Source organism: Cryobacterium zhongshanensis, assembly GCF_022760445.1.
GTDB classification, from domain to species: domain Bacteria; phylum Actinomycetota; class Actinomycetes; order Actinomycetales; family Microbacteriaceae; genus Cryobacterium; species Cryobacterium algoricola.
Window position 1 is genome coordinate 204,309 of record NZ_JALGAR010000003.1, and the last position, 11,809, is coordinate 216,117.

An 11,809-nucleotide genomic window follows, 5' to 3' on the forward strand; every position below is an offset into this window, starting at 1 on the left:
CGCAGGCACTGCGAAGGTGCCGTTACGCGCCTGAACGCGAACGAGCGGATGCTCCGGCTCGGAAGCTAGGAGACCTTGCGGGACAGCCGGCGCACGGCCAGCTCGTCCGAGGGATCGGAGGGCTGCGAGTCGAGCTCGACGAGCGTCGTCTCCACCTCGCGCAGGACCTTGCCGACGGCGATTCCGAAGACGCCCTGGCCACGGCTGACGAGATCGATGACTTCGTCGTTGGAGGTGCAGAGATAGACGCTCGCGCCGTCGCTCATCAGCGTGGTCTGGGCCAGGTCGCTGACCCCGGACTCGCGGAGCTGGTTGACGGCCGTACGGATCTGCTGGAGGGAGATGCCGGTGTCGAGGAGGCGCTTGACGAGCTTGAGCACGAGGATGTCGCGGAAGCCGTAGAGCCGCTGGGTGCCGGAGCCGGTCGCGCCGCGCACCGTCGGTTCGACGAGTTCGGTGCGGGCCCAGTAGTCCAGCTGGCGGTAGGTGATGCCGGCGGCTCTGGCCGCGACGGCGCCCCGGTACCCGGAATTCTCATCGAGGTCGGGCATGCCGTCGGTGAACAGGAGTCCGTCACCGTAGCGGGAGGCGTCGTCACGCTTGCTGAGCTCGCTCATACGATCGCCTCTCGGAATGGGGTGCGGTACGAACCGCAGGTGCAACGCTACCGAGCCAAGTGGGCCTCGGTGCGGACATCCGCTCGAACACGTCGGCGTGTCGTCAGGGACGATATCGGTGAGGCGCGATCGGATCAGATTCGGTCCGGCGGCACCTCCAGCAGTCTACGACTTAACTGGTGAGGCGGCCGAGCGCCGAACGGATCAGGCTGCCCCGGATCACCTCGAAATTGCCGGCGATTTCGACGGCCATTTCCGCGGCCTTCGCCCGGCTCGACGCGTCCCTGCGTCGGGACAGCGGCACCAGGGCGCTCTCGATCAGCCCCAGTTCCCGTTCTGCCGCGCCGCGGAAGCCGCGCAGGTGCCTCGGTTCGATCCCGCTGTGCTGAAGCTCGACAAGGGCACGCAGCACGCCGAGGGCGTCGTCACCGTAGACATCCGCGGGAAGAATGATCGAGGCGGACACGGCGTCGTGCAGCAGGGCAGCGGATGCCCCGGCCTCGCGGATGAGTTCGTCGCGGCTGAGGCGCCGTTCGGTCGACAGCATCGACGGACCCGGGGTGACTCCCCCGGGCAGCGTCGGCGAGTTGCCGGCGTCGAGGTCGTCGAGGTAGCCGCGGATGACCTTGAGCGGAAGGTACAGGTCGCGCTGCATCGAGAGGATGAGGCGGAGCCGGTCGAGGTCGCTCGCGCAGAACTTGCGGTAGCCGGATTCGGTGCGCGCGGGAGACACGAGCCGCTGTTCCTCGAGGAAGCGCAGCTTCGACGGGGTGAGGTCGGGGAAATCCGGGGTCAGGCGAGCGAGCACCTGTCCGATGCTCAACAGCGACGTCGCACCCGGCTGCCTGGCCTGGGCGGAGGACGCTGCCACTACTCGCTCGCCTGTGGCGCCAGATCGAGTCGCGAGGCGTAGAACGTGAGCCGGAACTTGCCGACCTGAACTTCATCCCTGTCGTGGAGCGCGGCGGTTTCGATGCGCACTCCCTCGAAATAGGTGCCGTTCAGGGAGACGAGGTCCTTGACCTCGAACGAGGTTCCGTGGCGGAGGAACTCGGCGTGCCTGCGGGACACGGTCACGTCGTCGAGGAAGATGTCCGCGTGCGGGTGCCGGCCGACGGTCGTCACGTCGGCGTCGAGCAGGAACCGGGCGCCCGAATTCGGACCACGGCGGACAACGAGCAGAGCGGACCCGGAGGGAAGGGCAGAGATCGCTTCCAGCTCCTCTGCCGTCACGTCGTTGTCGACCGCCGCCAGCTGGGCCGCGAAGCCCTGACTGAACGTCATCGTCGTGTCGGTACCGGAGTATTCTTCGGGCTCGGTCTTACGCTGGCTCTCATCTGGCTTTTTGGAATCAATCACCGGTGCACCTCCTACCCGTCAATCGTATCCGATCGAATGGGCGCAATAACCCGCGGAAGCCGAATCACCCGGGCAGTCTCGAAAGCGTAGATGATTCCGGCCCACCAATAGAGGAACGCACCCCAGATTCCGAAGGCCCAGCCGATCGGAAGAGACCACCAGCCGAGCATGGGGAACGCCTGGCCGAGCATGATCAACGGCAGGGCGTAGAAAAGGCAGAACGTCGCGGCCTTGCCGAGCAGGTTGACCGGGAGCGGCCCGTAGCCGTGGTTCGCGAGGACGATGCCGAGGCCGAGGAGGAAGACGTCCCTGCCGATCACGATGAGCACGATCCACCACGGCACGAGGTCACGCCAGGCCAGGCCGAGGAGGGCCGCGAAGATGTAGAGCCGGTCGGCAGCGGGATCGAGCAGCTGGCCGAGCCGGGTGATCTGATTGAAGCGCCGCGCGATCACGCCGTCGAGGTAGTCGGTGAGACTCGCCACGAGGAGCACCAGCAGGGCCCAGGCGTCCGCACCGCGGACGAGCAGGACGAGGAAGACCGGAACGAGGGCGAGCCGGAGGGCGCTCAAGACGTTCGGCAGGGTCAGAACCCTGGAACTGACGATCGGTACTTCGGCCGCTGCCATTGTGCGAGTCTATCGAGGTGCCCGGCCGCTAAGGAATGCGGCGTTTCGCCGGCCGCGCCGTGTCCTCGCCGTCTGCCGCGGTCTCGCCCTTCCCCCCGGCCCGGCTGCGCTCGACACTGCGTTTCAGTGCCTCCATCAGGTCGAGGACCTCCCCGCCTGCGGACTCCTCCTCCGCGGACTCCCCCGCCTCCCCGGCCTCGGCCGCCTCGACGGTCTCTCCGGCGGTCAGTTTGGCCTCGATCAGGTCCCTGAGCTGGTCCTGGTAGTCGTCTCGGTAGTCCTGCGGGGTGAAATCGGAGGCGAAGGACTCGACGAGCGCCGCCGAGAGTTCGAGCTCCTGCCGCGAGATCCTCGTCGTCTCGGCCAGGGCTGGGAAGTCGGCCTCCCGCACCTCGTCGCTCCAGAGCAGCGCCTGCAGGAGCAGCACGTCGCCGTGCACCCGGAGCGCGCCAAGCCGGGTCTTCTGGCGGAGGGCGAACCGCACGATCGCGGTGCGGTCGCTCGCCTCGAGCGCCCGCCGCAGCAGGACGTACGCCTTGGGCGATGCACCGTCCGGCTCGAGGTAGTAGCTCTTCTCGAACAGCATCGGGTCGAGCTGCTCGCTCGGCACGAACTCGACGACGTCGATCTCCCTGCTCTTCTCCGCCGGCAGCCTGCGGAGCTCCTCCTCGGTGAGGACGACCGTGTTCTCCCCGTCGTCGTACGCCTTGTCGATGTGGGCGTAGTCGACGATCCGGCCGCACCGGGAGCACCGCCGCTGGTAGCGGATGCGCCCGCCGTCTGCGTCGTGGACCTGGTGCAGCGGAGTGTCATGGTCCTCTGTCGCGCTGTAGACCTTGACGGGCACGTTGACGAGGCCGAAGGTGATGGAGCCCTTCCAGATCGATCTCATGCGAAACAGTAGACACCGCATCCGCCGCCCGTACTAGCCGGACGGGGACTGGACGGGCATGCTGGAAGAACGGCAGCGGGAGGACCTGGCGCGAATCGATCGGAACGGAGACCGGATGAACGAGGCGACGAGCCAGATCGTGTCCGTCGACGGGCACCGGATGACGCTCACGCACCTCGACAAGGTGCTCTACCCCGAGACCGGCACCACCAAGGCGGATGTCCTCGGCTATTACGCCGCGATCGCCGAGGTGCTCGTTCCGCACGCCGCGAACCGTGCGACGACGCGGAAACGCTGGGTGCACGGGGTCGGCACGCCGGAGAAGCCGGAGAAGATGTTCTTCCAGAAGAACCTCGAGGACTCGGCGCCGAGCTGGGTGCAGCGCCACTCGATCGAGCACACCGACCACACGAACGTGTACCCGCTCGTGAACGACGTGGCGACCCTGACCTGGCTCGGGCAGATGTCGGCGCTCGAGCTCCACGTTCCGCAGTGGCAGTTCGGACGGGACGGCAGCCGGCGCAATCCCGACCGGCTTGTGCTCGACCTCGACCCCGGCGAGGGCGTCACGCTTCCGGACTGCGCCGAGGTGGCCCGGCTCGCCCGCGCCATCCTGCGCGACATGGGACTCGACCCGTTCCCGGTCACGAGCGGGAGCAAAGGCATCCACCTCTATGCGGCCCTGGACCTGACCCACACGTCCGACGAGATCTCCCAGGTCGCGCACGAACTCGCGCGGGCGCTCGAAGCCGACCACCCCGACCTCGTCGTGAGCGACATGAAGAAGTCGATCAGGGGCGGCAAGGTCCTGGTGGACTGGAGCCAGAACAACGCCGCGAAGACCACGATCACGCCGTATTCCCTGCGCGGCACGTTCCGGCCGATGGTCGCGATGCCCCGTACCTGGCGTGAGCTCGCCGAACCCGGTCTCACCCAGCTCGACTACAGGCAGGCGTTGAGCCGGGTCGAGCACAGCGGCGATCCGCTCGCCCCGCTGCTCGGGGCGCACGGTACGGAGGTACACGGTTCGGGGGCACACGGGACGACGCACGCCGGCGCGGGCGACGCGGACGCGGGCGCCGCCGACCCCGACCCCGGCGACCGGCTGGCCGTCTATCGCAGCAAACGCAGCGCGGCACGCACCCCGGAGCCGGTGCCGGACGCCGGCGCCGCACCCGCGACTGCGCAGACGGACCGGCAGAGCTTCGTGATCCAGGAACACCACGCCAGGAACCTGCACTATGACTTCCGTCTCGAGCACGAGGGCGTGCTCGCATCCTGGGCGCTCCCGCGCGGGGTGCCCACGGACGCGGCGAAGAACCACCTCGCCGTGCGAACCGAGGACCATCCCCTCGAGTACGGCGGGTTCGAAGGCGAGATTCCGGCCGGGGAATACGGTGCGGGCACGGTGTCGATCTGGGATCGTGGCCACTACGACCTCGAGAAGTGGCGGGAGGACGAAGTCATCGCGACGCTGCACGGGGAACCGGGCGGGGGCCTCGATGGCTCGCGGCGGTTCGCGCTCATCCGCACGAATGCCCAGGGCCAGGGCTCTCACGACCGCTCGGCCCAGAACTGGCTCATCCACCTGATGAAACCGAAGGCGGGGGCAGGGGCTCGCCGGCGGACCGAGTCCGCCGCGGCGGCCGTGACGGGCGCTCCGACCGCACCGGCGGACGACGGGGCGGCTGCACGTTCTGGTGCGGATTCCGGGCCGGGTGCGGATGCCGGTGCGGGGGTGGGTACCGGCGGTGCGCCGACAGACCGGCCGGATGCGAGCCCGCGCGGGCGGTACGCACCCATGCTCGCGACGCTCGGGTCTGCCGCCGACCTGGTCGCGGACATCCGCTGGGCGTTCGAACCGAAGTGGGACGGCATCCGTGCACTCGCCTACCTGTCCACGACGGGCACCGAGCGGCCGGTGCACCTCTTCACCCGGGCGGGCAACGAGGTGACGGATGCCTACCCCGAGCTGCTCACGGCCATTCCGGCCGCCGTCCATGCGGCCAGCGCGGTGCTGGACGGGGAGATCGTCGCGCTCGACCGCTCGGGCAGGCCGAACTTCGGCCTGCTGCAGAGCCGGATGCACCTGACCCGTCGCACGGTGGCCGCAGCCGCAGCCGCGACCCCGGTGCAATACCTCGTGTTCGACGTGCTCGAACGCGAGGGGGTCGACCTCAGCCGCACGCCATACTCGGAACGGCGGGCGATCCTCGAGTCGCTCGTCGCGGGCGACGGGGCGGTGCAGCTCTCGCCGGACCTGCCCGGCGACGCGCAGACGGCCGTGCGGGTGAGCCGCGAGCTCGGTCTCGAGGGCATCGTCGCGAAGGACGCCGACGGTGGATACGAGGGCGGGCGCCGGTCCCGGTCGTGGATCAAGATCAAGCACCACCGGTCGCAGGAGGTGGTGATCGGCGGCTGGCGCACCGGAAATGGCAACCGGTCGCGGTCCCTCGGTTCGCTGCTGCTCGGAATCCCGTCGGCGACGGGCCTCGAGTATGTCGGCAGGGTCGGCACCGGTTTCCGCGACCGGGACCTCGTGGCGTTGCGCGGCCGGCTCGACCGGCTCGCCCAGGCGGAGAACCCGTTCACCGCGGTCCCCGCGGCCGACGTGCGCGATGCGCACTGGGTGCGGCCGGTCCTGGTTGGGGAGGTCGACTACCTCGAGTGGACCGCGGACGGCCGGTTGCGGCATCCGTCGTGGCGGGGCCGGCGCCCGGACAAGACGGCGGCCGAGGTCGTGCGGGAGGCATGAACCGGACGCGGCGGCCAGCGCCAGAGCGCAGCGCGACCGCCGGGCGGGGTCCGGCCGCCCCGGACTAGAGCGACGTGGTGGGGCGCGGCGGCTTCGGTGCGCGCGGCGGCTTCGGCGAACGCGGCGGCTTCGGCGTGCGCTGCGGCTTCGGGAATGCCTCGCGCATGTGATCGGACGAGAGGTAGTCGCCGACGCCGATCATGATGAGGCTGAACAGGATCTGCTCGCTGACCATCCATAACGGATACAGGCCCGGGATCGCGGCGAGGACGAGCGTGATCACCGGGAAGATCTTGCTGAACAGGCGCAGCCGCAGGTAGGCCCAGTAGAAGCCCTTCTGCGCACGCCAGGCGAAGTAGAGCAGAGTGAGTGTCATCGCGAGCACGACGAAGGTGCGCATCCAGACCGAGGACGGAATCGCGGTGCCGCCGAGGAACAACAGGACCGCGATCACGACCGCGGCAGCGCCGAGGACCAGTTCCGCGGCGAGGAGCCACAGGATCGCGACGAACGCACGGCGCGTCTTGGGGTGCCGGCGCATCTCGGGCGCGATGGTGTATTCGACCGAGCGACCACCGGCGACCCGGTCGAGCCTCAGGAACAACGGCTCCAGTTTCATGATTCCTCCGGGTGTCAACGGTAGCGGGTCGCACGGTCCTGGTCGCACGGCCGGGCGGCCGCACCGGGCGTACGCTTCGGACATGGACCCGTTCGTCGTCTGCCTCTGGATCATGCTCACCTCCTGCGCCACGGCCTGGATTCTCTCGCTGCTCACCGGCGAATACTCCTGGGTGGACCGGTCCTGGTCTCTGGTGCCGCCGGTCTACGCGTGGGTCTTCGCAGCGGGGGCCGGTTTCGACGACGCGCGCCTCGTGACGATCGCCGTCCTCGTGACCCTGTGGGGTGCGCGGCTGACGTTCAACTTCGCCCGCAAGGGCGGCTACGCCCCCGGCGGGGAGGACTACCGGTGGGCCGTTCTCCGCGGGCGGATGTCGCCGGCCGGGTTCGGACTCTTCAACCTGTTCTTCATCACGATCTACCAGAACGCGATCCTGCTCCTGATCGTGCTGCCCGCCGCGACCGCAGCACTGCACGCCGCGAACCCCTTCGGCCCCGCCGATCTGGGCCTGACCTTCGCCTTCCTGCTGCTCCTCGTCGGCGAAGGGGTCGCCGACCAGCAGCAGTGGGACTTCCACCGGGCGCGGGGACCGCGCGGGGCCGACACGGCCGGTTCTCCGGCAGAGGGTGGGGCCGCGAGACCGGACGTGCTCCGCACCGGGCTGTTCCGCTACTCGCGGCACCCGAACTATTTCTGCGAGCTCGGCCAGTGGTGGGTCGTGTTCCTGTTCGGCGCGGTCGCCGCCGGGAGTCTCCTCCAGTGGTCCGGGCTCGGCGCGCTGCTCCTCACCGGGCTCTTCATCGGGTCGACGGTGTTCACCGAGCGGATCTCGGTGTCCCGGCACCCCGGGTACCCGGCCTACCAGCGCGTGACGAGCCCGATCGTGCCGTGGTTCCCGCGCGCGGTCCCCCGGCCGGAGTCCGTCCCCGTGCGGAGGGCGCTGTGATGGGCGCGCAGGCCGACCGGCTTCGCGCGATGTACGCCGGCAGGCGCGGGAACGCCACGGCGAAGCGGTATGCGCGGCTGTGGAACCGGGCGCTGCGCCTCGGGGTGCTGCCGCGACGCTGGGTCTCCCTCGAGGTCGTCGGTCGCCGCAGCGGGCAGATCACCCGGTTCCCGATCGGGATGGCCGATGTCGCCGGCCGGTGGTACCTCGTCTCGATGCTCGGCGAGTGCAACTGGGTGCGGAACGTGCGCGCGGCGGGCGGCCGTGCGACCCTCCGCCGGAGGACGGCGCGCCCGGTCTGGCTCGTCGAGGTGCCTGCGGAGGAACGCGCGCCGATCCTGAAGCGCTTCGTGGAGAAGGCCCCCGGCGGCCGCCCGCACCTGTCCGTGGACAGGCACGAACCCGTTGCCGCGTTCGAGGCGATCGCCGCGGACCACCCGGTCTTCCGGGTGCTGCCCGCCGTCTGACGCCAGCGGACGTGCTCCGATGCGTTGCTGTGTTTCAGACGGATGATTCGAGTCCGACGAGGTGTTCGGCACCCCGGGCGGTGAGACTGACCGCCCGAGTGTCCGGCCGGCGGACGATCCATTCCTTCGATTCCAGGGCTTCGAGGATCTGTACTCCCAGCTGACCCGCCACGTGAGCTCGCCGTCCCGTCCAGTCCAGGCATCCGCGCATCCACGGTCGCGGACCGGCTGACGGGTGGATTCCCAGAGCCTCCACGATCGGACCGCTCGGGAACGGATCCGGAGCGTGCGACGCCGCACCGACCTGCACGCCGCTGATGATCCCGGCGTCGCAGAGGAGATCTGTGATGCGAAGCCCCAGGTCCCCGGCGAGATGGTCATAACAGGTCCGGGCCTGGCGGAGCTCCCCCGCCACGCGGTGCTGACGCAACGAGCTAATCTCGGTGAGCGGCGCAATCGCCTGGAGCGCCTCGACGGCGAGCGAGACGTTGCCGTCGGCGAGGCGGTAGAACCGGTTCCTCCCCCGGCTGTCGACGGTCACAATGCCGGCATCGAGCAGCACCCGGAGGTGTTCGCTCGCCGTGGACGCGGAAACACCCGCGATTCGGGCGAGTTCACTGGCCGGGATCGCGCGATCCCCGAGCAGCGCACTGACCATTCGACCGCGAGCGGGGTCGCCGAGCGCCCGTGCCGGTGCCGAGATATCCGGCTCACCCCTCATACCGCGCCTGCTCGCCGGAGCGCGGTCCGTGCCGCCTCGACGTCGTCGACGAGGAGGACCTTGCGATTGTCGTGATCGCTGTACTGGCCATGCAGCACGACGCCGGCATCCGCGAGCCCCTGCATCATCCGCCCGAGCGAACCAGGCACATCTGCGTCCAGCTCCGCAACGAGCACGGCGCGGGAGACGACGGGTCCGAGTCCGGCTGCGACCAGAGCGGACACGGCGGCATCCGGGTTGGCGACCAGGTAATGGGCCACACCTGACCACGTTCCACCGCCCTCGAGCCCTATCCCCGCCGCACCGAGCACCCTCCCGATCTGCGCCAACGACGCCGCTCCGTTCGCGACCGACACCTCGATGTCGAACATCAGCACACCGAGATCTCGGGTTCGAGCGTGACCACGGCGGTGAGACTGTTGGCGATGTAGCACTGTCGATGAGCCTTGCGAAGCAGACGCTCGATCTCGCTGCACGTCGCGCCCCTGGCAACGATCTTCGGGCGAAGGATGATCGTGGTGAGCCGCACCGGACGCGCGTCGTCCGGCATAAATCCCTCAGCGTCATCGAGATATTCCAGGACTTCGACACCCGCATGCGCCGCCACGGCGAGGAACGACAGCAACTGGCACGAACTCGCCGCCGCAACAAGTAACTGTTCCGGGTTCGGTACGTCACCGTCCCCGTGGAACGCTGCTGCGGCGCTGAGTGTGGTGGTCGTGCCCGCGATGGTCACGTGATGCCGGCGACTGTAGCTGTCGTAGTCGACGGTTCGACCGGCCCAGCGCAGTGCGCTCGTATAGGTGTGCGTGATCATGCCTCCACGCTAGGGCGCGCTCGCTTCGTTGCGTGCCGAACTATCGCGCGACTTCAGCGTCGACAATCCCGGGTGCTGGTCAGGCGCGCGGCTGGGGCGAGCGGATGTCCGTGGCCGGGCCGCCGGCATCCGCCCCGACGAGGCGGGCACGCAGGGCGGGCCAGCTCTGGGCGAAGCCGGGGTGCAGGGGCAGCTCGTCGACGAGCTCGGTGGGCACCCAGCGGAGCGCGATGCTCTCCCGGTCGCTGATCACGGGCTCGAAGGGTTCGAGGGCGAGCACGACGACCGTGGTGTACGACCAGAAGCCGAGGTCGAGCACCGAGCTGAACTGCACGCTGACGAGCTCGGCGGGCACGCCGGCCTCCTCGTTCGCCTCGCGGAGGGCGGCCTCGAGGGCGGTCTCGTGTTCGTGGCGGGCACCGCCGGGAAGCCCCCAGGTGTCGCCGTTGTGGCTCCACGCGGCGCGGTGCTGCATGAGCACGCCGAGCTCCTCGTGGTGCACGAGCAGCCCCGCGGCGCCGAACCGTCCCCAGAACCTGCGGCCGTCTGGCGCGAAGACCCACTCGTCGCCGTTTCCCGTCATGCTCCAAGCATGCTGCATCGGGTCGCGGATCGCCTCACGGCGTCCGGATTTCGCACCGTGCGGGGCGGAGCGGCGGATTCCGGCGGTCGCGGAGAGTGGTGCGTCCGGCATCCGCTGCCGCCGCTACGGTTTCGGCAGGGCGCGCCCGCCGTTTCGGGAGCGGCCTGCCGAAACGGGCGCGGCGACGGTCCTAGAGGGCGACGATGGTGTGCAGCGGGGTGGTGCCGAGGCGATCGCGGCCGAGGAGCTCGGTGAGCTCGAGCACGACGCCGACGCCGGTCAGCCGGTAGCCGGCGCGCCGGACGAGCCGGGACGTCGCCGCGATCGTTCCGCCGGTAGCGAGCACGTCGTCGAGGACGAGCACGCGGGATCCCTCGGGCAGCTGGCCGATCTCGAGTTCGAGGCACGCCGAACCGTATTCGAGGTCGTAGTTCTCCGAGAGAACGGACCCGGGCAGCTTGCCGCCCTTGCGCACGGCGAGCACGGATGCCCCCGCCGCGTACCCGACGGCCGCCGCGAGCAGGAAGCCCCGCGCTTCGATTCCCGCGACCGCGTCGAACTGACCGTGGAATCGCTCGGCGAGTTCGTCGATGATCGTACGGAAGGCCACGGCGTCGGCGAACACGGGATTGAGGTCACGGAAGAGAATGCCCGTCTCGGGGAAGTCCTGATAGGACGCGAGGAGGGCGGTCACATGGTCGGCTGCTGGTGTTGGCACCGGTCAAGCCTAGGCGGTCCCGTGCCGCCGGACCGCTTCCGCCCCCCTGTCCGGGGCGGCACCGTTCGCATGCGCCGGGTCCGGCGCCGGATTCGATGCCGGGACCGATACCTGGACCGGCGCCGGGAACCGCTCGCCAACGGACATCGCGTCTGCGACGTTGGCGAGGAAGCGGATCACGGCGCGGCGCTCGGCGGGATCGAGTTCTTCCGCTGCCGCGAACATGCGTCCGTGCACCGCGCCGAGCGCCCTGCGCACCTCGCTGCGGGCGGACGGAGTGGCATAGATGAGTTGCACGCGCCCGTCGACGGCGTGCGCCTCGCGCCGGATGTGCCCGGTCCGGGACAGGCGCGCGAGCAGTTTCGCCGTCGCTGCGGTCGAGATGCCCAGATAGGCGCTGAGGTCCTTCGGGCTCACGGGGGTATGCCGGGCCTCCCCCTGGATCAGGTGCCGGATGGCGAGGAGGTCTGTCTCGTTGACGGCGAGCTGCGCCTGGGCGCGCTGGCGCATCGCGGCATCCGCCGCGCGGAACTCCCGGAGCGCGGCGAGAACGTCGCGCGGACTGGTCTCGCCCGGTGCGCTCGACGCACCGCGTGACGCGGGCACCGGCCAGAAGGTCGGCTCCGGCGACGGCGACAGCGACGGAGAAGTGGCTCGTTCGGGCATTGCTCCATGCTAGCCTCACA

The 11,809-nt window shown here is 69.6% G+C and carries 15 protein-coding genes; 3 read left to right on the forward strand and 12 right to left on the reverse strand.

What is annotated here, in order from left to right; all coding sequences use genetic code 11:
* Positions 1 to 65: 65 nt before the first annotated feature.
* The 5 genes from MQH31_RS12515 to ku all read right to left on the reverse strand — a co-directional run bounded on the left by MQH31_RS12515 (position 66) and on the right by ku (position 3,497).
* Positions 66 to 617 (reverse strand): MerR family transcriptional regulator, encoded by a 552-nt coding sequence (locus tag MQH31_RS12515; RefSeq protein ID WP_134533305.1) that lies wholly within the window; start codon positions 615 to 617, stop codon positions 66 to 68.
* Between the two features lie 172 nt (positions 618 to 789).
* Entirely contained in the window at positions 790 to 1,488 is a 699-nt protein-coding gene (gene ftsR / locus MQH31_RS12520) for a transcriptional regulator FtsR (RefSeq protein WP_243012317.1), read from the reverse strand.
* On the reverse strand, positions 1,488 to 1,901 hold the full coding sequence (locus MQH31_RS12525) for an FHA domain-containing protein (RefSeq protein ID WP_134533712.1): 414 nt from the start codon (positions 1,899 to 1,901) through the stop codon (positions 1,488 to 1,490). Before MQH31_RS12525 ends, ftsR begins: the two co-directional genes overlap by 1 nt.
* An 86-nt stretch (positions 1,902 to 1,987) precedes the next feature.
* Positions 1,988 to 2,605, reverse strand: coding sequence for a CDP-alcohol phosphatidyltransferase family protein (locus tag MQH31_RS12530; RefSeq protein WP_134533301.1), 618 nt, complete (start codon positions 2,603 to 2,605; stop codon positions 1,988 to 1,990).
* 28 nt (positions 2,606 to 2,633) lie between these two features.
* Entirely contained in the window at positions 2,634 to 3,497 is an 864-nt protein-coding gene (gene ku, locus MQH31_RS12535; protein WP_243012318.1) for a non-homologous end joining protein Ku, read from the reverse strand.
* A gap of 115 nt (positions 3,498 to 3,612) precedes the next feature.
* Here ku and MQH31_RS12540 point away from each other — a divergent pair, with 115 nt between their 5' ends.
* The gene (locus MQH31_RS12540) at positions 3,613 to 6,252 is read left to right on the forward strand and encodes an ATP-dependent DNA ligase (RefSeq protein ID WP_243012319.1); all 2,640 of its coding nucleotides are present in this window, start codon (positions 3,613 to 3,615) and stop codon (positions 6,250 to 6,252) included.
* A gap of 64 nt (positions 6,253 to 6,316) precedes the next feature.
* On the opposite strand, the gene MQH31_RS12545 is transcribed toward MQH31_RS12540, so the two are convergent.
* Complete coding sequence (locus MQH31_RS12545) at positions 6,317 to 6,871, reverse strand: hypothetical protein (protein WP_243012320.1); 555 nt, start codon at positions 6,869 to 6,871, stop codon at positions 6,317 to 6,319.
* A gap of 82 nt (positions 6,872 to 6,953) precedes the next feature.
* On the opposite strand from MQH31_RS12545, the gene MQH31_RS12550 reads away from it, so the two are divergent.
* Positions 6,954 to 7,817 (forward strand): DUF1295 domain-containing protein, encoded by an 864-nt coding sequence (locus tag MQH31_RS12550; protein ID WP_243012321.1) that lies wholly within the window; start codon positions 6,954 to 6,956, stop codon positions 7,815 to 7,817.
* Positions 7,817 to 8,284: a nitroreductase/quinone reductase family protein gene (locus tag MQH31_RS12555; RefSeq protein ID WP_243012585.1), complete on the forward strand. Its 468-nt coding sequence runs from the start codon at positions 7,817 to 7,819 to the stop codon at positions 8,282 to 8,284. Before MQH31_RS12550 ends, MQH31_RS12555 begins: the two co-directional genes overlap by 1 nt.
* 34 nt (positions 8,285 to 8,318) lie before the next feature.
* Here the strand turns inward: MQH31_RS12555 and MQH31_RS12560 are convergent, their stop codons facing one another.
* The 6 genes from MQH31_RS12560 to MQH31_RS12585 all read right to left on the reverse strand — a co-directional run bounded on the left by MQH31_RS12560 (position 8,319) and on the right by MQH31_RS12585 (position 11,789).
* The gene (locus MQH31_RS12560) at positions 8,319 to 9,005 is read right to left on the reverse strand and encodes an ArsR/SmtB family transcription factor (protein ID WP_243012322.1); all 687 of its coding nucleotides are present in this window, start codon (positions 9,003 to 9,005) and stop codon (positions 8,319 to 8,321) included.
* Entirely contained in the window at positions 9,002 to 9,376 is a 375-nt protein-coding gene (locus MQH31_RS12565) for a hypothetical protein (protein WP_243012323.1), read from the reverse strand. The genes MQH31_RS12560 and MQH31_RS12565 overlap by 4 nt, the downstream gene beginning before the upstream one ends.
* A complete protein-coding gene (locus MQH31_RS12570) occupies positions 9,376 to 9,822 on the reverse strand; it encodes an OsmC family protein (protein WP_243012324.1) in 447 nt (148 codons plus the stop codon). Before MQH31_RS12570 ends, MQH31_RS12565 begins: the two co-directional genes overlap by 1 nt.
* 79 nt (positions 9,823 to 9,901) lie before the next feature.
* Positions 9,902 to 10,516 (reverse strand): NUDIX domain-containing protein, encoded by a 615-nt coding sequence (locus MQH31_RS12575; RefSeq protein ID WP_243012325.1) that lies wholly within the window; start codon positions 10,514 to 10,516, stop codon positions 9,902 to 9,904.
* A gap of 79 nt (positions 10,517 to 10,595) precedes the next feature.
* Positions 10,596 to 11,123, reverse strand: coding sequence for an adenine phosphoribosyltransferase (locus MQH31_RS12580; RefSeq protein WP_134533291.1), 528 nt, complete (start codon positions 11,121 to 11,123; stop codon positions 10,596 to 10,598).
* A 9-nt stretch (positions 11,124 to 11,132) separates the two neighbouring features.
* A complete protein-coding gene (locus MQH31_RS12585; protein WP_243012326.1) occupies positions 11,133 to 11,789 on the reverse strand; it encodes a MarR family winged helix-turn-helix transcriptional regulator in 657 nt (218 codons plus the stop codon).
* Positions 11,790 to 11,809: the final 20 nt, after the last annotated feature.